This window comes from Corallococcus sp. CA047B (assembly GCF_003612065.1).
Taxonomy (GTDB): domain Bacteria; phylum Myxococcota; class Myxococcia; order Myxococcales; family Myxococcaceae; genus Corallococcus; species Corallococcus praedator.
This window is the reverse complement of sequence record NZ_RAWD01000001.1, coordinates 80,847-103,423: the sequence shown is the minus strand read 5'-3', so window position 1 is coordinate 103,423 and position 22,577 is coordinate 80,847. Positions and strand designations below refer to the sequence as shown.

At 68.4% G+C, this 22,577-nt stretch carries 21 protein-coding genes and 2 pseudogenes; 9 read left to right on the top strand and 14 right to left on the bottom strand.

Annotation, left to right across the window (positions count from 1 at the left end; genetic code table 11):
* Positions 1–2 precede the first annotated feature (2 nt).
* The 5 genes from lepB to D7X74_RS00425 all read right to left on the bottom strand — a co-directional run bounded on the left by lepB (position 3) and on the right by D7X74_RS00425 (position 5,422).
* A complete protein-coding gene (lepB, locus tag D7X74_RS00445) occupies positions 3–1,250 on the bottom strand; it encodes a signal peptidase I (protein ID WP_120530899.1) in 1,248 nt (415 codons plus the stop codon).
* 4 nt (positions 1,251–1,254) lie between these two features.
* Positions 1,255–3,066, bottom strand: a complete 1,812-nt coding sequence (lepA, locus tag D7X74_RS00440; protein ID WP_120530898.1) for a translation elongation factor 4 — start codon at positions 3,064–3,066, stop codon at positions 1,255–1,257.
* A gap of 167 nt (positions 3,067–3,233) precedes the next feature.
* Complete coding sequence (locus D7X74_RS00435; RefSeq protein WP_120530897.1) at positions 3,234–4,178, bottom strand: NAD-dependent epimerase/dehydratase family protein; 945 nt, start codon at positions 4,176–4,178, stop codon at positions 3,234–3,236.
* Between the two features lie 77 nt (positions 4,179–4,255).
* Complete coding sequence (locus tag D7X74_RS00430) at positions 4,256–5,215, bottom strand: UDP-glucuronic acid decarboxylase family protein (RefSeq protein WP_120530948.1); 960 nt, start codon at positions 5,213–5,215, stop codon at positions 4,256–4,258.
* Between the two features lie 24 nt (positions 5,216–5,239).
* Positions 5,240–5,422 carry a ribbon-helix-helix domain-containing protein gene (locus D7X74_RS00425; RefSeq protein WP_120530896.1) on the bottom strand — a complete coding sequence of 61 codons (183 nt, stop codon included), beginning with the start codon at positions 5,420–5,422 and terminating at the stop codon, positions 5,240–5,242.
* A 93-nt stretch (positions 5,423–5,515) separates the two neighbouring features.
* On the opposite strand from D7X74_RS00425, the gene D7X74_RS00420 reads away from it, so the two are divergent.
* Positions 5,516–6,112: a hypothetical protein gene (locus D7X74_RS00420; RefSeq protein WP_120530895.1), complete on the top strand. Its 597-nt coding sequence runs from the start codon at positions 5,516–5,518 to the stop codon at positions 6,110–6,112.
* Positions 6,113–6,184: 72 nt separating this feature from the next.
* Here D7X74_RS00420 and D7X74_RS00415 read toward each other — a convergent pair whose 3' ends face one another.
* From D7X74_RS00415 to D7X74_RS00400, 4 genes are all read right to left on the bottom strand, one after another.
* Complete coding sequence (locus D7X74_RS00415; protein WP_120530894.1) at positions 6,185–6,547, bottom strand: cupin domain-containing protein; 363 nt, start codon at positions 6,545–6,547, stop codon at positions 6,185–6,187.
* 27 nt (positions 6,548–6,574) lie between these two features.
* Positions 6,575–7,483 (bottom strand): SPOR domain-containing protein, encoded by a 909-nt coding sequence (locus tag D7X74_RS00410; RefSeq protein WP_120530893.1) that lies wholly within the window; start codon positions 7,481–7,483, stop codon positions 6,575–6,577.
* A gap of 174 nt (positions 7,484–7,657) precedes the next feature.
* On the bottom strand, positions 7,658–8,704 hold the full coding sequence (gene mnmA, locus D7X74_RS00405; protein ID WP_120530892.1) for a tRNA 2-thiouridine(34) synthase MnmA: 1,047 nt from the start codon (positions 8,702–8,704) through the stop codon (positions 7,658–7,660).
* A gap of 94 nt (positions 8,705–8,798) precedes the next feature.
* Positions 8,799–10,067: a CCA tRNA nucleotidyltransferase gene (locus D7X74_RS00400; RefSeq protein ID WP_120530891.1), complete on the bottom strand. Its 1,269-nt coding sequence runs from the start codon at positions 10,065–10,067 to the stop codon at positions 8,799–8,801.
* Between the two features lie 103 nt (positions 10,068–10,170).
* On the opposite strand from D7X74_RS00400, the gene D7X74_RS00395 reads away from it, so the two are divergent.
* From D7X74_RS00395 to D7X74_RS00380, 4 genes are all read left to right on the top strand, one after another.
* The gene (locus tag D7X74_RS00395; protein ID WP_120530890.1) at positions 10,171–10,596 is read left to right on the top strand and encodes a DUF4326 domain-containing protein; all 426 of its coding nucleotides are present in this window, start codon (positions 10,171–10,173) and stop codon (positions 10,594–10,596) included.
* Positions 10,597–10,666: 70 nt separating this feature from the next.
* Entirely contained in the window at positions 10,667–11,998 is a 1,332-nt protein-coding gene (locus D7X74_RS43545) for a glycoside hydrolase family 16 protein (RefSeq protein ID WP_199741732.1), read from the top strand.
* Positions 11,999–12,077: 79 nt separating this feature from the next.
* Positions 12,078–13,640, top strand: a complete 1,563-nt coding sequence (locus D7X74_RS00385) for a kelch repeat-containing protein (protein WP_158622145.1) — start codon at positions 12,078–12,080, stop codon at positions 13,638–13,640.
* 77 nt (positions 13,641–13,717) lie between these two features.
* The gene (locus tag D7X74_RS00380; protein ID WP_120530888.1) at positions 13,718–13,897 is read left to right on the top strand and encodes a hypothetical protein; all 180 of its coding nucleotides are present in this window, start codon (positions 13,718–13,720) and stop codon (positions 13,895–13,897) included.
* A gap of 88 nt (positions 13,898–13,985) precedes the next feature.
* Here the strand turns inward: D7X74_RS00380 and D7X74_RS00375 are convergent, their stop codons facing one another.
* Positions 13,986–14,798, bottom strand: a complete 813-nt coding sequence (locus tag D7X74_RS00375; RefSeq protein WP_120530887.1) for a hypothetical protein — start codon at positions 14,796–14,798, stop codon at positions 13,986–13,988.
* A gap of 346 nt (positions 14,799–15,144) precedes the next feature.
* Between D7X74_RS00375 and D7X74_RS00370 the strand changes: the two genes are divergently transcribed.
* The gene (locus tag D7X74_RS00370; protein ID WP_120530886.1) at positions 15,145–15,669 is read left to right on the top strand and encodes a cupin domain-containing protein; all 525 of its coding nucleotides are present in this window, start codon (positions 15,145–15,147) and stop codon (positions 15,667–15,669) included.
* A 3-nt stretch (positions 15,670–15,672) separates the two neighbouring features.
* Here D7X74_RS00370 and D7X74_RS00365 read toward each other — a convergent pair whose 3' ends face one another.
* Positions 15,673–16,578, bottom strand: a complete 906-nt coding sequence (locus D7X74_RS00365) for a LysR family transcriptional regulator (protein ID WP_120530885.1) — start codon at positions 16,576–16,578, stop codon at positions 15,673–15,675.
* 202 nt (positions 16,579–16,780) lie between these two features.
* Between D7X74_RS00365 and D7X74_RS00360 the strand changes: the two genes are divergently transcribed.
* Entirely contained in the window at positions 16,781–17,824 is a 1,044-nt protein-coding gene (locus D7X74_RS00360; protein WP_120530884.1) for an NAD(P)-dependent alcohol dehydrogenase, read from the top strand.
* Positions 17,825–17,840: 16 nt separating this feature from the next.
* A pseudogene (locus tag D7X74_RS00355) lies at positions 17,841–19,044 on the top strand (efflux RND transporter permease subunit); the annotation flags it as partial.
* 353 nt (positions 19,045–19,397) lie between these two features.
* Here the strand turns inward: D7X74_RS00355 and D7X74_RS00350 are convergent.
* The 3 genes from D7X74_RS00350 to tnpB all read right to left on the bottom strand — a co-directional run bounded on the left by D7X74_RS00350 (position 19,398) and on the right by tnpB (position 21,975).
* The gene (locus tag D7X74_RS00350; protein ID WP_233601908.1) at positions 19,398–20,387 is read right to left on the bottom strand and encodes an alpha/beta fold hydrolase; all 990 of its coding nucleotides are present in this window, start codon (positions 20,385–20,387) and stop codon (positions 19,398–19,400) included.
* A 121-nt stretch (positions 20,388–20,508) separates the two neighbouring features.
* Positions 20,509–21,648, bottom strand: a complete 1,140-nt coding sequence (locus D7X74_RS00345; RefSeq protein ID WP_120530883.1) for an IS66 family transposase — start codon at positions 21,646–21,648, stop codon at positions 20,509–20,511.
* 18 nt (positions 21,649–21,666) lie between these two features.
* Positions 21,667–21,975 carry an IS66 family insertion sequence element accessory protein TnpB gene (gene tnpB / locus D7X74_RS00340; RefSeq protein ID WP_120530882.1) on the bottom strand — a complete coding sequence of 103 codons (309 nt, stop codon included), beginning with the start codon at positions 21,973–21,975 and terminating at the stop codon, positions 21,667–21,669.
* On the opposite strand from tnpB, the pseudogene D7X74_RS00335 reads away from it, so the two are divergent.
* Positions 21,944–22,441, top strand: a pseudogene (locus D7X74_RS00335) (efflux RND transporter permease subunit); the annotation flags it as partial. The gene tnpB and the pseudogene D7X74_RS00335 overlap by 32 nt on opposite strands.
* Between the last annotated feature and the right edge of the window lie 136 nt (positions 22,442–22,577).

The window sequence follows — 22,577 nt, the reverse complement described above, 5'->3', positions numbered from 1 at the left end:
GTTCAGCGCACCGGTTCGAAGAAGCGCTCCACCCGCAGGCCCGTGCCGCCAAACAGGTTGCCCAGCAGGCCGCCCCAACCGAGCGACAGCCACACCACCATGGCCTTGCCCTTGATGTGGCCGTACGGCACGTACTCCACCTCGTGGTGGCCGGGGGCGCCCAGGCCGTAGCGGCTGTCCGCGCTGTTGTCGCGGTTGTCGCCCATCACGAAGACGCTGTCCGCGGGCACCGTGTAGGGACCTTCCCGCTCACGGCCCGGCAGGCGCAGCGGGTGCTGGAGCGCCGAGTGCACCACGCCGCCAATGTCCTCCCGGTAGAGCACTTCCTCCTGGTCGAACCACTGGCCCGTCGTGTCGTCCTGGTTGTGGACGATGTAGTCCGCCGACACCAGCGTGCGCGGCTGCGGCTGGCCGTTGATGTGGATCACCCCGTCGATGATCTCCACCACGTCCCCGGGGATGCCGATGACGCGCTTGATGAAGTCCGTGGACTCGTTCACGGGGTTGTTGAAGACGATGACGTCCCCGCGCAGGGGCGCCCGCACGATGCGGAACGGCACCACGTTCATCAGCGGGATGCGCACGCCGTAGATGAACTTGTTGACGAAGACCTGATCGCCGATCTGCAGCGTGGGCAGCATGGAGCCGGACGGGATGCGGTACGGCTCCACCAGCACCGTGCGGATGATCAGCGCGATGAGCAGCGCCTTGGCGAAGCCGCCCACGAAGTCCCACGCGGACTGCTTGCGGTACGCGCCCAGGTGCTCCTGGGTCATCAGCTCCAGCGTCTTCACCTCGGCGCGCAGCGCTTCCGCGTCACCCGCCACCGACGCGTTGTCCACGCGCAGGGCCTGCTCGGTGATCTTCTCCGCCACGGCCGGAGACACCTTGTCCTTCACGCGCCCCAGGATGCGCTCGTCCTCCGCGATGAGCTCCCGCGCCTCGTGCCGCAGCGTGCGCAGCAGCGACTCCTTCCTGGAGGCGGTGCGCCACACCAGCAGGCCCACGAAGGCCAGGACCATCAGCAGGCCGAACCCCTTCATCAGGGGCTGCGCCCAGGACGCCGTGTGCGGCGCCATTTCGATCAGCGTGACGTAGGGCAGGAACGCCAGGCCCACGCCGCACAGGGGGGCCCAGAGGCTGGTGAGCAGCTCGCGCCACAGCAGCTGGCGGCGGGCCTTGAGCTGCTCCGGCGTGCGACGCGCGGCCATGGCCGCTCCCAGCTTCGCGGAAGGACTGGCCGTGCTCATAGGGCTACTGCTCCGTCTTGAGGACCGCGAGGAAGGCTTCCTGCGGAATCTCCACCGTGCCGACCTGCTTCATGCGCTTCTTGCCCTCCTTCTGCTTCTCCAGGAGCTTGCGCTTGCGGCTGATGTCGCCGCCGTAGCACTTGGCGAGCACGTTCTTGCGCATGGCGGAGATCGTCTCACGGGAGATGATCTTCGCGCCGATGGCGGCCTGGATGGCCACCTCGTACATCTGCTTGGGAATCACTTCCTTGAGCTTCTCGCAGACCTCGCGGCCGCGCTGGTACGCGCGCTCGCGGTGCACGATGACGCTCAGCGCGTCCACCGGCTCCCCGTTGATGAGGATGTCCAGCCGGGCCAGGTCCGCTTCCGCGTAGGCGGACAGCTCGTAGTCCAGGCTCGCGTAGCCGCGCGACACGCTCTTCAACCGGTCGAAGAAGTCGAACACGACTTCCGCCATGGGCATCTCGTACGTCACCTGCACGCGCGTGCCGCTGGAGCCCAGGTACTTCATGTCCTTCTGCACGCCACGCCGGTCCTGGCACAGCTTCAGGATGGCGCCCAGGTGCTCGTTGGGCACGTGGATGTGACAGGTGAGGATGGGCTCCTCGAACTTGGTGATGTTCTGCGTCGGCGGCAGCTTCGCCGGGTTGTCCACCAGGAGCACCTCATCCTTGGTGGTGGTGATGCGGTAGACCACCGACGGGGCCGTGGTGATGAGGTTGAGGTTGTACTCGCGCTCCAGCCGCTCCTGGACGATCTCCATGTGGAGCAGGCCCAGGTAGCCGCAGCGGAAGCCGAACCCCAGCGCCGTGGACGACTCCGGCTCGTAGGTGAAGGCGGAGTCGTTGAGCGTCAGCTTCGCCAGCGCGTCGCGCAGGTTCTCATAATCGGACGAGTCCACCGGGAAGATGCCGCTGAAGACCATCGGCTTGACTTCCTTGAACCCCGGGAAGGGTTCCGCCGTGGACCGCAGCTCCTCCGTGACGGTGTCGCCGACCTTCGCGTCGTTCAGCTCCTTCACGTTCGCGACGAGGACGCCCACCTCGCCCGCGATGAGCTGCGTGACGGGGCGCGAGAACGGGCTGAACACGCCCAGCTCCTGCACCTCGAAGGCCTTGTTGTTGCTGAACATCTTGATCTTCTGCTTGAGCTTCAGCGTGCCTTCCAGCACGCGCACCAGCACGACCACGCCCCGGTAGTTGTCGTACCAGGAGTCGAAGATGAGGGCCTTGAGCGGCGCGTCCACCGCGCCCGTGGGCGGCGGCACCAGCTTGACCACCGACTCCAGGATGTCGTGGATGCCGATGCCCTCCTTCGCGGAGGTGGGCACCGCGGTGGACGCGTCGATGCCGATGACGTCCTCGATCTCCGAGCGCGTGCGCTCCACGTCCGCGCTGGGCAGGTCGATCTTGTTGATGACCGGGATGATGGCCAGGTCGTGCTCCAACGCCATGTAGACGTTGGCCAGCGTCTGCGCCTCCACGCCCTGGCTCGCGTCCACGACGAGCAACGCGCCCTCGCACGCGGCGAGGCTGCGGCTCACCTCGTAGGCGAAGTCCACGTGCCCCGGCGTGTCGATGAGGTTGAGGACGTAGTTCTGGCCGTCCTTGGCGGTGTACGTCATCCGCACGGACTGGGCCTTGATGGTGATGCCCCGCTCACGCTCGATGTCCATGTTGTCGAGGAACTGGGCCTGCGCCTCACGCTTGGTCAGCGTGCCTGTCTTTTCCAGGAGGCGGTCGGCCAGCGTCGACTTTCCATGGTCGATGTGGGCGATGATGCAGAAGTTGCGGATGTGCGCGTTTTCAGCCGGCATGTTCAGGGCGCTCGATCAGTCGCGAAGCGGGCGTAGGTAACACCGAACCGCCCGAAAATCCACGACTGCGCACACGCGCCCGCCCGGCCTTCCACCCACCTGACGACGGCCGTTCCCCCCGGCCACCCAGGCCAGGGGGAAGCTGCCGCCACCGGGGCGTTTCCCGACTAACCCCGGGCCCGCGCGGGGCCGGCGGCCTTGTCGCGGAAGAACTGGAGCGTGTGGCGCAGGCCGTCCGCCAGTTGAACCGTGGGCTCCCAGCCCAGGACCTTCTTGGCCAGCGACGCGTCGATGCAGGAGCGCATCTGTTCGCCCGGCTTGCCCGGCGCGTGCGCCACCTTCAGCGAGCTGCCGCCCGCCTGCGCGATGAGCTCATAGAGGCGGTTGATGTCCGTCTCCACGCCGGTGCCGATGTTGGCGGCGCCCACGTAGTCGCTCTGGAAGGCCAGGTAGTTGGCGCGCGCCACGTCCGGACCGAAGACGAAGTCCCGCGTCTGCTTGCCTTCCCCGAAGATGGTGCAGCCCTGCCCCGCGATGACGCGCTGGCTGAAGATGGCCACCACGCCGGCCTCGCCGTGCGGGTTCTGACGGGGACCGTACACGTTGGCGTACCGCAGGGCGACGAAGGGCAGGCCGTACTGGGCGCGGTAGTAGCCCAGGTACAGCTCGCCCGCCGCCTTGGAGACGCCATAGGGCGACACCGGCCGCGTGGGGTGCGACTCCGTCGCGGGGAAGTAATCCTGCTCGCCGTAGATGGCGCCGCCGGTGGAGCTGAAGATGACCTTCTTCACCTCGCTGTGACGCGCGGCCTCCAGCAGGTTGAGCATGCCGCGGATGTTCACGTCCGCGTCGAAGCCGGGGTCGTCCACGCTGCGGCGCACGTCCATCTGGGCGGCCAGATGGCAGATGACCTGGGGCTTCTCCGCGCGGATGAGCTCCGCGGCCTCGCGGCTGCGGATGTCGTGCACGGCGAGACGCACGCGCGGATCCAGGTTCTCCTTCTTGCCGCCCGACAGGTCGTCCAGCGCGATGACCTCGTGGCCATTGCGCAGGAACTCGTCACACACGTGCGAGCCGATGAAGCCCGCGCCGCCGGTTACCAGGACTTTCACGCCGTTCTCCCCCGGGCCCGCCGCCGCCAGGGGAGCAGGGCCGTTGAAACCTTCGCGTTCACTCGCGCGCGGCCAACCTAAGTCCCAGAGGGACGACCGGCAACCTCTCGGAAGTACGCGATGGTCTCCCGCAGACCGTCCTCCAGCAGGACCTTGGGCTCCCACCCGAGCAGCGTGCGCGCGCGGGTGATGTCCGGCTGGCGCTGCTTCGGATCATCCTTGGGCAGCGGATGGTAGACGATCTCCCTACCCCCACCGGACGCCGTGCGCACGGCCTCCGCGAACTGCTTGATGGTCATCTCGCGCGGGTTGCCGATGTTCACCGGGCCCCGGACGTCCGACAGCACCAGCCGGACCAGGCCGTCCACCAGGTCCTTCACGTAGCAGAACGAGCGCGTCTGGCTGCCGTCACCGAAGACGCTGAAGTCCTCGCCCTTGAGCGCCTGGCCCACGAAGGCGGGCACCACGCGGCCGTCGTTCAGGCGCATGCGCGGGCCGTAGGTGTTGAAGATGCGCACGATGCGGACCTCCACGCCCCGGCTGCGCTCGTAGGCGGCGCTGATGGCCTCCGAGTAGCGCTTGGCCTCGTCGTACACCGAGCGCGGCCCGATGGGATTCACGTTGCCCCAGTAATCCTCCTTCTGGGGGTGCACCAGCGGATCGCCGTAGACCTCCGACGTGGAGGCCATGAGGAACACGGCCTTCTTCTTCTCCGCCAGCTTGAGCGCGTTCTCCGTGCCGATGGAGCCCACGCGCAGCGTCTCCAGCGGGAGGTTCGCGTAGTCGATGGGCGATGCCGGCGAGGCCAGGTTGAGGACGTAGTCCACCGGCCCGTCCACCTCCAGGCCGTCGATGATGTCCTGCTTCACGTACTGGAAGCCCGCGCGCGGCTTGAGCGTGCGCACGTTCTGTTCGTTGCCGGTGATCAGGTTGTCGACCGCGATGACGGACGCGGCGCCGTCATCCAGCAGCCGCTCACACAGGTGCGAGCCGACGAATCCGGCACCACCCAGCACCACCGCCCGCTTGCCACGCATGCTCGTCACGTCACGCCTCGTTCTTCAGGAGAGTTCGTCGAAGGTCGACTGGCCCGGCAGCTGCGCCTTGTACTTCTCCAGCACCAGGTCGATGCCCTGCCGGATGTACTCGGCCACGGGCACCTTCGTCTTCTGGTTCAGCGCCTTGAGCAGTTCGTTCTGCTCCGGAGTGATGTAGATGGTGGTGCTGACTTTCTTTCGGGCCATGGCGATACGTGAAAATATATGGAATGACGTGGCCTGCGAAAGCACGGAGTGCGAGCGGCGCGAACAAGGCGCCCTGCCCGCCCAGGAGGCAGCGTGTTTCCTAGCAACCGTTTGATTTTCCTGGGATTCCTCGTAGCCGGAACGTTGTCTGGCTGTGCCTCCCAGAAGCCGGCGGAGAATCCTGACGCGGCGCGCAAGCGTCCGGAGGCCGAAGCCATCCGGGGCAAGCCCGCCGCCGGGGAGACCGTCACGGAGCTGGACGCGAACGGCGACGGCCAGACGGACGTCTGGGAGTTCCGCCAGAAGGACGTGCTGGTGCGCAAGGAGCTGGACCTGAACTGGGACGGCCGCGTGGACGTCACCCAGTACATGGATCCGCAGGGCGCGAAGGTCCGCGAGGTGATGGACCTGGACTACGACGGCAAGGTGGACGCCACGTACCACTACGCCGAGGGCAAGCGCACGCAGGGCCAGCGGGACCTGGACGGCGACGGCAAGGCGGACTCGTGGCTGTACTACGAGAACGACACGCTCGTGCGGAAGGAGCGCGACGCGAACCACGACGGCCGGGTGGACTACTGGGAGTACTGGGAGGGCGGCCAGGTGGACCGCATCGGCGAGGACCTGGACGGCGACGGCACCGTCGACCAGTGGACCCGCAACCCCAAGCCGAAGCCCGCCGCGGAGTGAGGCCTCGACGCGGCCGGCGCGCTCCCGGGTCTCCTCGGGTGGGCGCCGGCGCGGAAGCGGTACCGCGGACGGCTACGCCTTGCTGGTGCCGGCGCGGCCGTACGAGTCTTCCAGCCGCACGACGTCATCCAGCTCGGGGGTGCTGACCTCGAGGATGTCGCAGTCGGTGATGGCGACCATGCGGTGCTTGGTCAGCGGCTTGATGTGGTAGCTCTCGCCGGGGTTCATCTCCTTCTCGATGAGGCCCTGGCCTTCGTCGACGACGAAGAGGAGCTTGCCGCTCTGGACGTGGATGGTCTCGTCCTTGCGGTTGTGGAACTGGAGGCTGAGCTTGTGGCCCGCCTTCACGTGCAGGAGCTTGCCCACGTAGCGCTCCGTGTGGGCCCAGATCAGCTCGTGGCCCCAGGGCTTCTCCACCCGCTTCGTCGTCGTCATGGTGCTTCTTCTCTTCCTTGCCCAGCGCTAGTTCGTGCCGGCCACGTAGGCGTCGAGCTGGGTTTCGCGCTTGAAGTCCGTCAGGTATCGGCCCGCCGCCTCCTTCGAGGCGAAGGAGCCCATGCGGACGCGGTACCAGGTGCCCTTTCCGGGCACCTCCGCCGCCAGGATATACGGGGCATAGCCTCGGTCGCGCAACCGGGCGGCGAAGCGGTCGGCATCCGGGCGGCTCTGGAACGCGGAGAGCTGGAGCGTGAACGCCCCACCCTTCACGGCCTCCGCCGGGCGCGGAGGCTCCGCCGGAAGCTGCTGGGCCCGCGCGATGGCCTCCTTCATGCCCCCGTCACGTGCGGCGGTGCGGGTGGCGACCGGCGTCTCCTCCACCTTTCCCTTCACGGGCTCGGGCTTCACTTCCGGCTTCGCGGCGACGACGGTGGCCGCCTTGGGGGCCTCCGGCTTCACTTCCGGCTTCACGACGACGGCGGGGGCCTCGTCGGAGGCTTCGTCCTGCGCGGGCAGCTCCCCGGTGTCCGGGTCCGGCGTGGGGGCCAGGGTGGGCTTCGCGGCGACCTTGGCGGGCTCCGGCTTCACCTCCGGCTTCGCGGCGGTGGCCTTGGGGGCCTCCGGCTTCGCGGCGGGCTTGGGCGTGGGCAGCGGCGGCAGGGGGTCCGCGGAGGCCTTGCGGGTGAGCTCGTCCGGGAAGGTGAGCGGCGGCTCCTGGCGCGCGTCGTGGAGGACCTGTGCGTTGGCGTCCAGCGCGGAGAGCAGGTCCGGGGCGGCGGCCGTCTGCGCGTCGCCGGAGAGCTTCTTGCCCACCACCACGCCCAGGACGAACACCGCGCCCATCACGACAATGCCGGCGATCAACAGGCTGACGATCTGGCGATTGTCCAACGAGACGTCGAACTTCTCCTTCATCCGGTGGGCGTCACGCATGGCAGGGCGAACCTCGTCGCGCGCACGGGCCGTGTTACGGCCTGTAGCGACAGCGTGCGCGCAAGCTACGCCCCACCCCCAGGCGGGTCAAATTCACGGAATGGGGGGTCTTGACGCCGGTGGTACGCGACGCGCGCGAGGCCAGAAGTCGGGCCCCGGCGCAGTCAAACGACGTCAGACGATCCACCCGCCACCGAGCACCCGATCGCGGTCGTAGACCACGGCGGCCTGCCCCGGCGTGACGGCGCGCGCGGGCGCATCCAGCTGCACCGACACCAGCCCGTGCGGCGAGATGTGCACCCGGCCCGGAGCCCCCGCGTGACGGTGGCGGATCCGCACCTCCACGGCCTGCTCGGGCGGGGGCGGCGCGTCCACCCAGTGCGGCTGGAGCAGGCCGAACTGCGCGCGGCCGGTGCCCTCCGCGGGGCCCACGACGACGCGGTTCGTCTCCGGCTCCAGGCGCTGCACGTAGCGCACCTCACCACCGCCCAGGTTGAGGCCCTTGCGCTGGCCCACGGTGAAGCGGTGGATGCCGTTGTGGGTGCCCAGCACGCGGCCCTCCGGATCCACGACCTCGCCTGAAGGCTGCGGCCCGGCGACCTTCTCCACGAACCCGGCGTAGTCGCCGTCCGGCACGAAGCAGATCTCCATGCTCTCCGGCTTGTGGGTGGTGGGCAGGGCGTGGCGCTCCGCGACGGCGCGCACCTCCGCCTTCGTCAGGTGGCCCACGGGGAAGAGCACGTCGCGCAGCTCCTCCTGGCCCAGCGTGAAGAGGAAGTAGCTCTGGTCCTTGGCGGCGTCCGCGGCGCGGCGCAGGTGGAAGCGGCCGTCCACCTCCTCCACCTGGGCGTAGTGGCCCGTGGCGAGCCGGGCACCCAGGGCGCGCGCGCGCTTGAGGAGGAAGTTGAACTTCACGTCGCGGTTGCAGGCGACGCAGGGGATGGGCGTCTTGCCGCCCAGGTACGACTGGACGAACGGGTTGACCACCCGGTCCTGGAAGATCTCCTCGGCGTTGGCCACATAGAACGGGATGCCCAGCTGCTGGGCCACCGCGCGGGCATCGTCGATGTCGTCCGGACTGCAGCAGCTTCCACACTTCGCGTTGCCCTCGTAGGACCAGACGCGCAGGGTGATGCCGATGACCTCATGGCCCTGCTCCTTGAGCAGGGCGGCGGCGGCCGAGGAATCCACCCCGCCGCTCATGGCAACGACGACTCGCATGGGGCTCCTTCCTACACGCCCCCGGCCCGGGACGCACGGCCGGATGGCACTCCAGGCCCCCTTCCCTGCCCTCCTGCCGGGGGAAGGTGACCTTTCAGGCGCTTCGCGTCCGGCTCCACTCCGTCAGCAGCGCGCGGAGCTGGTCGGCGGTGTTGCGTGACGGGTCGTCCAGCACCGACTCCACGAGGTACCGGGTCGCCTCGCCCACCTTCGGGGATGGCCCGATGCCCAGCGTGGACATGATGTCGCCCCCGGTGAGCGCCAGCTCCTTCGCGGACAGGGGCGGCTTCGCGGCGGCGAGCAGTCCCAGGCGCTCGGCCAGCGACTCCAGCGCGGGAAGCTGCTCCGGCGCCCGGGCCTGCACGCGGGCCTTCGCCACGGCGAGCAGCACGGGAAGCTGTGGCGGACCCACCCGGGCGAGCAGCCGGCGCAGGGCCGGATCCGTGTCCGTCAGGCGCGTCTCCAGCTTCGCGTGTTCGACGAGCAGGCCCACGAGGTCGGCGGACTTGTTCGGGAACTTCAGCCGCATGCACAGCTCGCGGGCATGCGGCCCCGTGACGAGGTCCGCGAGCAGCGTGGCCATGCGGACATCCAGCTCCAGGGGCGCGGCCTGCGTGGCGGCGCGGGCGAGCCGGGCGGCTTCGGCGTCCGCGCGGGCCAGCTCCGGCAGGAAGACCTCCAGGAGCCCGGTATCCGCGAGCAGTTGGAGCCCCGCCTCGGCGCGCGGGGACAGCAGCAGCTTGCAGAGCTCCTCACGCACGCGCTCCAGGGCGACCTTGCGGAAGACACTCAGGGTCGCGGGGATGGCGTCGCGGGTGTCGGGGTCCAGCGAGAAGCCCAGCACGGCGGAGAAGCGCACGGCGCGCAGCGGGCGCAGGCCGTCCTCGGAGAAGCGCTCCAACGCGGAGCCCACGCACTTGATCAACCGGGCCGGCAGGTCCACCTGTCCGCCGAACGGATCCACCAGCTCCTTGTCCAGCGGGTTGTACGCCATGGCGTTGATGGTGAAGTCGCGCCGGGACAGGTCCTTGACGATGTCGCGCTCGAAGGACACGGAGCTGGGCCTGCGGCCGTCCAGGTAGTCCCCCTCCGAGCGGAACGTCGTCACCTCCACGTGGTTGCCCCCGGTGACGACAGTGACCGTGCCGTGCTGGATGCCGGTGGGGATGACCTTGCGGAACGCCTTCTGGACCTCCTCGGGCAGCGCGCTCGTCGCCACGTCGAAGTCCTTGGGGTGGACCTGGCGGACCATGTCCCGCACGCAGCCGCCCACCAGGTAGGTGGCATGGCCCAGCTCGCGCAGGCGGGTGATGACTTCGAGCACGGGCTTGGGGATGTCGGCGTTGTGGAGGTCGGCGATCATGGCTGCTGGGGGTGGGAGGAGGCGGGCGTCCTACGTTGCCCCTTCCAGAGGGCATTGCCAACCGGATCGCCCAGGCGGTGCCCGTCTGGTAACGGTCGAGGCCATGTCCGGATCCCGCACCACCGCCGTGCACGTCCACGATGACTGTGACGTGTACGTGGGCCGAGCCTTCCGCGTCTGGGCGAAGCCCGGTCCCCTCAACCCCGTCCCCGGCCGCTTCGGCAATCCGTTCAAGCCCGGGGGCGTGAAGACGCAGAAGGCGATGCTGCGCACCTACTTCGAACCCTGGCTGTCCGCCCTGCCCGCCGGCGAGGCCGCGCGGATCCGCGAGGAGGCGCTGCGCCGCATGGGCCCGGAGCCGGACGCCTTCGAGTCCTTCCGCTGGTACCTGGAGCTGCGCACCCGTCACGACGCGGACTACCTGCGCGACGTGCGAGCCCTGCGCGGCAAGCGGCTGGGCTGCTGGTGCAAGCCGGGCCCATGTCACGCGGACGTGCTGGCCGCATGGCTGGACGCCCCGAAGGATTAAAACCCACTGGCCAGATGGTTTCCTTGATTTATAAGTAGACGGGTATTTCACGCCTTTCAAGGAGAACACGATGAGTGAAATCCGTATCCGCCGTGGGTCACGTTTCCGTCGCGCCTGGGCCCTGGTGCTGGCGCTTCCGCTGGCCTCCGCGTGCAGCCCGGCTCCGGAGGCTCCTGAAACAGAAGCCGAAGCGATGCAGGCCCCGGCGCCGCTCATGTCCGCGATCACCAACACATCCTTTGAAACCAACACGAGCGGCTGGTCGTCGTGGCAGGGAACGCTGACGCGGGAGGCTCGGACGGGAGCACCGGACGGCCAGTACATCGCCCGCGTCACCGTCAGCGGCGCGGCCTCCATGTACTCACTGGACGGCGCGCAGAGTGCCATCACCAATGCTCCGCAGGGCCAGGCGTATACGGCGACGGCGTATGTCGCCGCGGGCAACACCGGCACGGTGGGCAAGACCGTGAGCCTCATCCTCCGGGAGAAGAGCGCCGCCGGTAGCACCTACAAGCTCTTCACGACGGACGCGACGCTGACCACCGCCTTCCAGCGGCTCACCATCACGGGGACCGTGGAGCGCGTGGGCGACACGGTGGATGTGTATGTCCTCCAGAACCAAGCGACGTCGGGCAATGCCATCCTCGTGGATGCCGTGACGCTGGTGGCCGGCGGCGGCTCGGGCCCTTCGGGCGAACCGATGCCGGTGGGCGACCTCACGAACTGGCGGCAGGTGTTCACCGATGACTTCACCACCCCGGTGCCCGTGGGCCAGTTCCCGGCGGCGGTGTCGTCGAAGTGGGGCGCCTACCTGGACGGCTGGAAGGACACGAGCAAGAACGGCACCTATTCCCCCTCCACGGTCGTCAGCATCCAGAACGGCGTGCTCAACAAGTACCTGCACACCGTGAACGGCGTGCACCGGGTCGCCGCGGTGCTCCCGAAGATTCCGGGCGCGACGGCGAGCGGCGGACTGCCCGCGGGTCGCTTCGCGGTGCGGTTCAAGGCGGACGCGGTGCCCGGCTACAAGACGGCGTGGCTGCTCTGGCCGGACAGCGAGGTGTGGCCTCGCGACGGGGAGATCGACTTCCCGGAAGGCGACCTCGACAGCACCATCGGCGGGTTCATGCACCGGCAGAACGGTACGTCCGGCGGGGACCAGGACCCGGTCTCCACCAGCGCGCGCTTCACGTCGTGGCACACGGCCATCATCGAATGGACCCCGGGCCGGTGCCGTTTCATCCTCGATGGGACGGTCATCCTGGACAAGACCAGCCGCGTGCCCACCACGCCGATGCACTGGGTCCTCCAGACGGAGACGGACCTGAGTGGCACCGCACCCTCCTCCAGCGCGGCCGGCAACGTGCAGATCGACTGGGTCGCCGTCTGGGTTCCGAAGTGACACCCCCGGATTTCATGTTTCACGCGTTACACTGAGACTCCGCATGCGATGCTCCTGGTCTCACCCCCAGGAGCACCTCATGTCCCTGTCGTATTGGAAGTCATTGGTCGTCGTTCCCCTGTTGTGTTGTTTCGCGTGCGGGCCCGCAATCACACCCACCGAGCTGGAGATGCCGGAGGACGGCGTCGAAGCCTCCCAGTCATCGGCGGTCGTCGTCAGCGGAGGATCCCTGCTGTCGGCGCGCTATCAGCACACGGCCACGTTGCTCGGCAATGGCAAGGTGCTGGTGGCGGGTGGCGGAACGCCCTCCGGCGAAATGGCCACCACGGAGCTGTATGACCCGGCCACCCTGACGTCGAGCAGCGGCCCGTCCATGGCCACCGCGCGCCGCTACCACACCGCCACGCAGCTGCAGGACGGCAGCGTGCTCGTCGTGGCCGGCATCGGCGGGGGGAGCGTGATTGCCTCCTCCGAGCGCTATCAGCCCGCCACCAACACCTGGTCCGCCGCCGCTGCCCTGCCGCGCAACAGCTATGGGCACAGTGCCACGCTGCTCGCGGACGGGCGGGTGCTGGTGGTGGGCGGCGTGAGCTACGTCACCAATGCCTATCTCTACGCGCCGTCCACGAACACCTGGACGTCCACGGGCTCGCTCAACGCCGGGATGATGGGGCAGGCCGCGGTGCGACTCGCGGACGGGCGGGTGCTCGTCGCGGGCGGAGGCAACAGCACCACGTCCGCCAGCAACCACGCGGAGATCTGGGACCCCGCCACGGGGGCATGGACCATGGTGGCCTCGATGAACGCGGGCCGCAACGGCCACACGCTGCACCTGCTGGCCAATGGGAAGGCGCTCGTGACGGGCTACACCCTGGCCGCGGAGCTGTACGACCCGGCCACCAACACCTGGACGAACACGGGCAGCACGGCCGTCACGCACTCGTCGGCGCCGTCGGTGGTGCGACCTGACGGGAGCATCCTGATGGCGGGAGGCTCCTTCAACACCTACGGTGTTGAGCTGTACACGCCCGCCACCGCCGGCTGGATCACGGTGGGAGCGATCACCCAGGGCCGCACGCAGCACCCCACCATCGCGCTGGCGGACGGGCGCGTCCTGTTCATCGCAGGCACCTCCTACAACGCCCAGGGCAACATGCAGGCGATCTCCAGCGTGGAGGTCTTCGATCCGACCGCCACCTGCGCGCCCACGACCTGCGTCGCGCAGGGCAAGAATTGCGGCTCCATCTCCGATGGCTGTGGCGCCACGCTGAACTGTGGCACCTGTAGCACCGGACAGACCTGCGGCAGCAACAACGTCTGCGCCTGTACCCCGACGACGTGCGCCGCGCAGGGCAAGAATTGCGGCTCCATCTCCAATGGCTGTGGCGGCACGCTGAACTGTGGCACCTGTGGTTCGGGGCAGGCCTGCGGTAGCAACAACGTCTGCGCTCCGAGCGCCCCCTCCTGCGCGCACAACGTGTGCACCTCGGGCGCCGCGCTGAGCAGGACGTGCAGTGGCTGCGTCAACACCGTGTGCTCCCAGGATCCGTATTGCTGCAACACCGCCTGGGACAGCCTCTGCGTCAGTGAAGCCAGCCAGTATTGCGCCATCGCGCAGCCGGGCTGCGTGACCCCGATGTAGTCAGGAGCAGGAAGCCCCCCGGGGCGGAAGAGAGGTCCGTCCCGGCGGAGGCCGGCCGGGGTTAGGCTGCGCGGCGAATGAAATACACCTTCGTGTTCGCCACCGCCGCGCTCCTCGTCGCGCGGGAGGATGCACCGGATGGGCGGACGGCGCTCGCGAAGGTGCAGCGCGTGCGGCCCGCGGTGCGGCTGTCCCCCGCGCAGGAACGGGCACTCGTCACCCTGTCCGAGGCACTGCGGCGCCCTGCCGCTTCGTGACGGCCACTCCGCGCGGGCAGACCGCAAAAACAACACGCCGGACGGGGAGACACTCCCGCCCGGCGTGGAACCTGCTCAACGGAGCCGACTACTTCCCGGCGACGAAGGACTCACCCAGGATGGTGAAGTCCTTGGCGGAGGCCTTCACGTCGATGCCGGAGAAGCCGGTGTAGGGGTAGTGGCCTTCCTTCACCTCTTCGACGATCTCCAGGTAGTCGCCCTTGAGCTGCTTGCCATCCACATCCAGCGAGAAATCACCCGGCGCGCCGCGGAAGCTCCAGACGCAGGCGCCCGTGCTGGTGGAGTCGAAGAAGCTCGTGGCGGAGTGATTCCGGAAGCCGATATTGATGGGGTGGAAGCGGATGTGGATGTCGTACCAGGTGGAGTTCACGCCGTAGTCGAACTCGTAGTGCTGGAACCCCAGGAAGCGGTTGTTCTGATACAGGTTCACGCGGTACGCCGAGCCGCCCGGCGTGCCCGTGAACGTGGGCTGGAGGACCACCTGATCCCCGTTGCCCGTCAGGCCGATGCGGAGCGAGCTGACCACCTGGTCGCCATCGCGCGCCGTCAGTTCCAGGCCCTGTCCCGTCGCTCCAAGCCCGACGATGTCAGGCGTCAGCTCCCAGATCGTGGCCCGGGGGAACACGCTGGTGAAGCCGTCCGTCTTCACGTCCGCGAGCCCGGAGACCGCGATGCCCTTGCTGCTCTTCGCGACCTTCGCGCGGCCCGTCGCGCAGTTCTTGATGCCAGAGAAGCCCTCGACGCACTGCTGCGTGGCCTCCGCCTCCTGCGTCGCAAGCGCGTCACCGGCGGATGACTGCGCCTCGTCGCCCTGGCAACCCGCGGCGGTCAGGCTCAAGAGCGCCGCCGCCATCAGGCGGCACGTCAGTTGGATGTTCATGGATGGGACCTCTCGTTGGGGGGATGAGGGGGACTGCATGCCGGGTCCGACGACGACCCGGCACGGGGTCCATGCACCCTCCGAGCCAGGGCCACCGCACCGCGGCATGTCCTCGGGAGCGTCGCCGTGTATCAGGTGACAGGCCCGTGCCGAGTAGCGCAGCCTGTCACAGAGTCGCGCGAGCTGTAACAAGCAGCGTCACATCGACTTGACTCACCGTCGCAGGGTGATGGCCCCGGCGACACGCCATGCGTCGGACTGTCAAGCAGCGCTTAAAAGCCTATTGGCTCCCTGGGGCCTAATCCCCTGGAGGACCCGGGCGTATCTCTCTTCGAAAGGAGTGGAGATGAAACTGCTCACCACAACAATCCTGTCGCTCTCGCTGCTCGCTCCCGCGCTCGCGCAGACCGTGCCTCCAGGTGGCGCCAAGGGCGGTGACCCGCAGAAGCTGAACATCGCGCGGAATGGATCACAGGCGTCCACTCGAGGACCCGCTGAGAACTTCACGGGGTCCGTCCGCGTCGATCCTCTCTTCCAGGCGAATGCTCCCTCGCGCACCGCTGGCGCCTACGTCACGTTCGAGCCCGGTGCCCGCTCCGCATGGCACACCCATCCGCTCGGGCAGACGCTGATCGTGACCGCGGGGGTCGGCAGGGTCCAGCGGTGGGGCGACCCGGTCGAGGAGATCCGGCCAGGGGACAGGATCTGGATCCCGCCCGGTCAGAAACACTGGCATGGCGCCTCACCCACCACCGCGATGACCCATCTCGCCATCCAGGAGCAGCTCGACGGCAAGGTCGTTGAATGGCTGGAGAAGGTCAGCGACGCGCAGTACGACGCCAAGGCGCCGCTGCCGAAGAAACAACCCTGAGCCCTAGATCGCCTTCAAGGCCAGCTCCCGGGCGACCTCCACGAAGAGGCGCAGCGGCGTCGAGCGCTGTGCCCGGCTGGGGTAGTACAGGAAGAAGCCGGGGACCGTGGGTGCGTACGCTTCGAGCACCCGCAGCAACCGGCCGGTGCGCAACTGCTCGGTCACCATGGGCTCGAAGACATACGCCAGCCCCAGGCCCTGCTCCACCAGGGGCACCGTCAGATGGCTGTCATTGGTGACCACGCCCCCGCGCACCGGCACGCGCCAGTTCCTGCGGCCCCGCTCCAGCTCCCAGGCGTAGAGCGCTCCAGTGGTCCGCATGCGGAAGGTGATGCACTCGTGGTTCAAGAGGTCCTCGGGGCGCTGGGGCGTCCCGCGACGCGCGAGGTAGTCCGGCGAGCCCACCACCACGAAGCGGAACGCGTCGGTGAGCCGCACCTGCACCATGTCCCGCTCGATGGCCTCGCTCAGCCGCACGCCCGCGTCGTAGCCCTCCGCCACGATGTCCACGAAGCGCTCCTCGACGACGACCTCCACCTCGACCCGGGGATGGCGCTCGCGGAAGGCGGGGACCACCGGGGTGATGAGGTAGGGCACCGCCGCCCGAGGCACCGACAACCGGACCCGGCCCACGGCCTCTCCGGGCTGCGCGGAGACCTCGGCGAGCGCAGTGAGCGCTTGCCCCATGGCCGGGCCCGCCCCCTCCACGAGCCGCCGGCCCGCGTCCGTCAGCGACACGCTGCGCGTCGTGCGCGTGAGCAGCACCACGCGCAGCTGCCCCTCGAGCTGGCGCACGGACTGGCTCACCGCCGCCGTGGAGACGCCGAGTTCGCGCGCCGCGCCGCTGAAGCTGCGCAGGCGGGCCACGGCGAGGAACACCTGGAGCTGGGGGAAGGGAGCCGTATTCATTCGCGAGAACCGCCTTCGAGGGCTGCTGGGAGGGACCGCTCCACCGCCTGCACGCGGCCACGCTACCGGAGCGCTTCCGCCCCACTGTTAAGCCTTGCTTAAGAGCCTATTGGCTCCCCCGCGCGTAGTCATCCCCGTCCCCGGGGCGTACTCCTCTTCGTGAACAGGGCTCAACAGTCCCCCCACGGAGATCCGAAGACCCATGCCCACCGTCAACGCCTACGCCGCCAGCTCCGCGACCTCGCCCCTCGGTCCGACGACCCTCGAGCGTCGTGAGCCAGGCCCGCGCGACGTCCTCATCGAGATCAAGTTCTGCGGCATCTGCCACTCCGACATCCACAGCGCTCGCAATGAGTGGGGTTCAGCGACCTACCCCCTCGTCCCGGGCCATGAGATCGCCGGCATCGTCACCAGGGTCGGCTCCGAGGTCACCCGGCATGCCGTGGGCGACCGCGTCGGCGTCGGCTGCATGGTCGATGCGTGCCGCGAGTGCGCGAACTGCCGCAAGGGCGAGGAGCAGCACTGCCTCAACGGGTTCACCGGCACCTACGGCGCCGTCGGGAAGGATGGCAGGACCACCCAGGGCGGCTATTCCACGCACATCGTCGTGGCCGAGGACTTCGTCCTCAAGATCCCCGCGGGCCTCGCGCTCGACGCCGCCGCGCCCCTGCTGTGCGCCGGCATCACGACGTACGCGCCGCTGCGCCACTGGGGCGCTGGCCCCGGCAGGAAGGTGGCCGTCGTGGGGCTTGGCGGGCTGGGGCACATGGCGGTGAAGATCGCGCACGCGATGGGGGCCGAGGTCACCGTCCTGTCGCAGTCGCTGCGCAAGAAGGAGGACGGCCTGCGCCTGGGCGCGGACCACTATTACGCCACGAAGGATCCGGAGACGTTCAAGAAGCTCGCCGGAACGTTCGACCTCATCGTGAACACGGTGAGCGCGAAGATCGACCTCGACGCCTACCTGTCCCTGCTGGCCCTGGACGGCGCGCTCGTCAACGTGGGCGCCCCCGCGGAGCCGCTCTCGCTCCAGGTGTTCTCCCTCATCATGACCCGCCGCTCGTTCGCGGGGTCGCTCATTGGCGGCATCCGCCAGACCCAGGAGATGCTGGATTTCTGCGCCCGGCACCGCCTGGGCGCCGACATCGAAGTCATCCCGGCCGACAAGATCAACGACGCCTACGAGCGCGTGCTCGCCTCCGACGTCCGGTACCGGTTCGTGATCGACATCGCGACCCTGAAGTAGCCCGGGCCTCCCCACCATGGTGAACTTCTTCATCCGACGGCCCGTGTTCGCGGCCGTCATCTCGATCCTGCTCACCCTGGTGGGGGGCATCGCCATCCCCAACCTGCCCATCGCGCAGTATCCGGATCTGGCCCCGCCCCAGGTGACGGTGACGGCCACCTACGTGGGCGCCAGCGCGGAGGTGGTGGAGAGCGCCGTCACCATCCCGCTGGAACAGGAGCTCAACGGCGTGGAGGGCATGCGCTACATCTCCTCCACGTCGAGCAACGACGGCACCAGCGCCATCACCATCACCTTCGAGCCCACCCGCGACATCGAGGTGGCCACGGTGGACGTGCAGAACCGCGTGGGCCGCGCCGCCGCGCGCCTGCCTTCGCAGGTGAACCAGACGGGCATCGTCGTCAACAAGGGCGCCAACCAGCTGCTCATCTCCTTCGGCCTGTACAGCCCGGATGAGCGCTTCGACGCCGAGTTCATCAGCAACTACGCCGACATCAACCTGAAGAACGCCTTGAAGCGCGTGCGGGGCGTCAACGACGTGCGCTTGTTCGGCGAGCGCCGGTTCAGCATGCGCCTGTGGTTGGATCCCACGGAGCTGGCCCGCCGCAAGCTCACGCCCCAGGACGTGGCGCGCGCTCCAGGAGCAGAACCTGCAGGTGGCCGCGGGCCAGGTGGGCCAGCCTCCCAGCCGCGCGGACCAGGACTACCAGTTGGCGGTGCGTGCGAGCGGACGTCTCATCGAGCCCGAGGAGTTCGACGAAATCGTCGTCTTGCGCGGCGCCGACGGCCAGCTGGTCCGCGTGAAGGACGTGGGCCACGCGGAGATGGGCGCCGAGAACTACAGCCAGTTCCTGCGCTTCAACGGCCGCCCTGCCCTGGGCCTTGGCGTCAATCAACTGCTGGTGGCGGTGTTCGTCCCGGTGGCCCTGTCCACGGCGTGTGCACTCACGCTCACCCCTGCCCTCTCCGCCCTGCTGCTCAAGCGCCACCACGCGGAGAAATGGATCTTCTTCCGCAAGGTGGATCAGGTGCTCGACGGGACGAAGCGGCTCTATGGCGGGATGCTGCGTCGGCTGCTCCGGCAGCCTGTCCTGGTGCTGCTCGTCTTCGTCGCCTTCCTCGGGGCCACGGTGGCGCTCTTCCGCGTGGTGCCCACCGGCTTCATCCCGGATGAGGACCAGGGCTACTTCATCGTAACAGCTCGCCGCGCCCCGTCTGGACGGGGCGAGGATGAGCCCGCCGGGCATTGAAGCACGGCGCGGTGGCGTCAGTCGGAGCTGGCCGGGAGCGTGACGGTACCGGGATTCTCGATGGCGGCAAGGGCGGCGCGCAGCAGGTAGCATCCCGGGTCTTCACCGCGCAGGCGAGCCATTTCCCCCAAGCAGGGGCGAGGCCGGAGCCGGAGGAAGAGAGCCCGTCCTTTGCCGCGACGAGGGAGGAGCCGAAGAAGGAGCGCACACCACGATTGGACTCTCGCCAGGCTGCTACGCAGGACGGAAAGCGCTGGACGTGTTCGCTTGCTCGAAGTGTGGAAACAAGAGATGCGCTCATCCAGCGCGCCTTCGCCGCCCTTTCAAAATGTCTCGAGGAAGGTCTTCATCTCGCGCAGCACCTCGTCATGGTTGGTGAGCCAGACGTAGTGCCGCGCGTGCTCGAGCTTGATGCCCTTCCAGTTCGGCATGCTCATCACGCTCAGCATTTCGGCGTCCCGCTGGAGCGCCCTGGCGCCCAGGTTCCTCAACTTCTCCTGCACGGGAAGGTCCATTTGGGAGAAGCCTGGGAGGTCCTCCGGCCGCCCGAACCGAGGCTGATCCACGTAGAGGAAGAGCACGGCCGCCGTCACGGCCGCGAAGTCCACCTTCGAGAAACCCTTCATCACCCGCTCCTCCGCGTGCGGCCACCTGCGGGCGCGCAGGTAGTGCCCGGTCTTCGGATCGAACTCGTTCGCCTCGTCGATCTCGTGCGCGGGGAACGCTCCTCCGACGTCACTCGCGACCGCGGCGGCGAGCGCGGCGCGTGAGGCCACGTCCTCGGGAGCGGGCTCGCTCGGAGGAGGCATGGGCAGGACCGTAAGGAGCTCCGCCAGCAGGTCACCGTTGGTCCTCACGTCCAGGTAGACCACCTTCTCCACGCGCTCCGGGTGATGGGTTGCCACCCAGGTGAGCTCTGGCCCGGCGGCGGAGTGGCCCACGAATGACGCCTTCGCGATTCCCAGCCCCTCCAGCACCCGGACGACGTCCTCGCCCAGGGTGGCGGTGTCGTAGCCCTGCTCGGGCCAGCTCGACGAGCCAAACCCCCGGCGGGTGACGGCGTAGACGTGATGGGCCGCGGTGAACTCCGGCGCGAAGGTGTCGAACACGTGGCCCGTGTTGCCCAGGCCCGACAGGAAGACGAGCGCGGGTCCCTGGCCTCCGAAGTCGAGCAGCTCGAGCTCGACCCCCTCGGCCACCTTCACCCGCTTCACCTGATGCAACGCGCTGGAGTCGGCAGAAGCCGGGACCGGGACGGACTTCGTCGTCACACAGGCGAACAGCGGCAAGCAGAGGAGGAGGAGTTTTCGCATGGACTGACTCAACTACAGGAATGCGGAGACCACCAGGGAAGCCCATGGGTAACAGCTCGCCGCGCCCCATCTGGACGGGGCGTGGATGAGCCCCCGCCCGGCTTCGATGGGCGCGGTGGTGTCAGTCGGAGCTGGACGGGAGCGTGACGGTGCCGGGAGTCTCGATGGCGGCGAGCGCAGCGTGCAGCAGGTCGGCCTCAATGGCATACAGCTGGCCAATGAGCGACAGCACCTCGGCGCACACGGGGGCCACTCTCTCGGCCTCCACGAATTTGCGTCGCACGTGGGCCCAGCAAGACACCAGGGAGCAGGAGGCTGGCCCATCCGCTCCAGGCTTCGTCACCGTCTGGTAGGCGGCGTAGCCATCCACCATGACGACGCCCGCGTAGTCACCGAGTACCAGCTTCGCGGTGGCCCCGGAGCGACTGGGCAGAATCCGGTGGTACACCGCGTCCGCACAGGCCACCGTCCACGCGTACCACTTCTTCCCCGGTCCCTTGTTCAGCATGTACCAGTGCGTCTCGTCCGCGTGGATGAGCGGGGAGGAGAAGACAACCGCGGGCAGCGCCTCGTAGCTGGGCTGCAGGTGGTGGGCCAGCGCGTTGAGCTGGTCCCAGCGCGTCTGGCTGTCCACCACCAGGCCCTCTCGCTGAAACATGCGCTCCTGGCGCGCCAGTGGCAGGTGGAAGCCATACTTCCGCAGGGCGACGTGGACGGCGAAGTCCACCGAGTAGCGGCCCCCCTCAATGAGGCGCGGCGGGGCCGGCGCGGTGACGGGCGCACACCCGCAGGGGCAGCGATACTTCTGCCGACGGTAGTGCTTGAGGACGAAGTGGCGCTCCACCACGCTCACCTCCTGGCTGTCCTCCGTCTGTCCCGCGCACTCCTTCAACGCACCGCCGCACAGGCCGCACACCTTGTCGGCCTCGTCCAGGGGCAGCACCACCTCCTGCACGGGCAGCTGCGGCTGGGCACGCGGCCCGTGCCCGCGCTGCTTGCGTGCGCTCGCCGGCGGTGTCGCTTCCACTGCTGGCTTTCGCTTCTCGCTGGAGGCGCCGAAGAGGCGCTGCTGCATGAGCGCCAGTTGCTCCGCAAGCTGGGTGAGCTCCAGTTGCAGTCGCGCCTGGGCATCCTCACCCTTGAGCCTGGCATTCTCCTGCACCAGCAATTCCAGCCGCTGGTGCAGGCGCGCATGCTCCGCCTCGAGCAGCGCGGCCATCTGCTTCGCCGTTTCCAGGTCTGTCACATGCTCGATGCGCACCACACTTCCGCGATAGCGCTACACGGCGGGCGCCACCGCAAGCTCCTTCTCCTCGAAGGCGGGAGGCGATAGCTTCCAGCGCCCGGCCAGCTCGCAGCCCTCCAGAAACAGCGACAACTCGGCCACCGTCAGCTCCACGCTCAGCGCACCCGCCTGTACCCAGGGCCTGGCGAAGCGTCCCTTGAAGAGGCGTTTGGTGAGCAGCAAAAGCCCCGTGCCGTCGAAGTACAGCACCTTGGCGCGGCGACGGCACCGCCCGACGAAGAGGAAGACGTCGCCCTTGAGAAGCTGTCCGCACGAGAGCTTCACCCTGCCCCTGGTGGTCATCCTCTCGGTGCCCCTGGCGGTGCTGGGAGCGTTGGGGTTGCAGATGCTGCGAGGGCTGCCCAACGACGTCTTCTGTCAGGTGGGGCTCGTCATGCTGGTGGGGCTGGCGAGCAAGAACGCCATCCTCATCGTGGAGTTCGCTGAACAGCTGCGCGAGCAGGGACGCAGCGCCATGGACGCCGCCATCGAGGCCTCCGAGGTGCGCTTGCGCCCCATCCTGATGACCTCCATCGCCTTCCTGCTGGGCGTGGTGCCGCTCATGCTGGCCAAGGGCGCCGGAGCCGCCGCGCGCAACAGCCTGGGCACGGCGGTCTTCGGAGGCATGTTGGTGTCCACCGTCGTCAACCTCGTCTTCATCCCCAGCCTCTACGTGCTCATGCAGAAGCTGCGGGGCGAGTCGAAGCGCTCGCGCGATGAGGAGGAGGAACAGGAGGACCTGCCCGTGGTGCACCCTTCGAGTGGGTGAGGTGAGCCGCCTCCCCATCACCGACGGGCCGCGCTCCACCACCAGGAAAACTCGCTGCCGCGACTTAACTTTCTCTCTTGCCCATGTTGGCATGTTCCGACATGCCAGCCGTCCGCCATCTCCAGCGCGCCGTAAG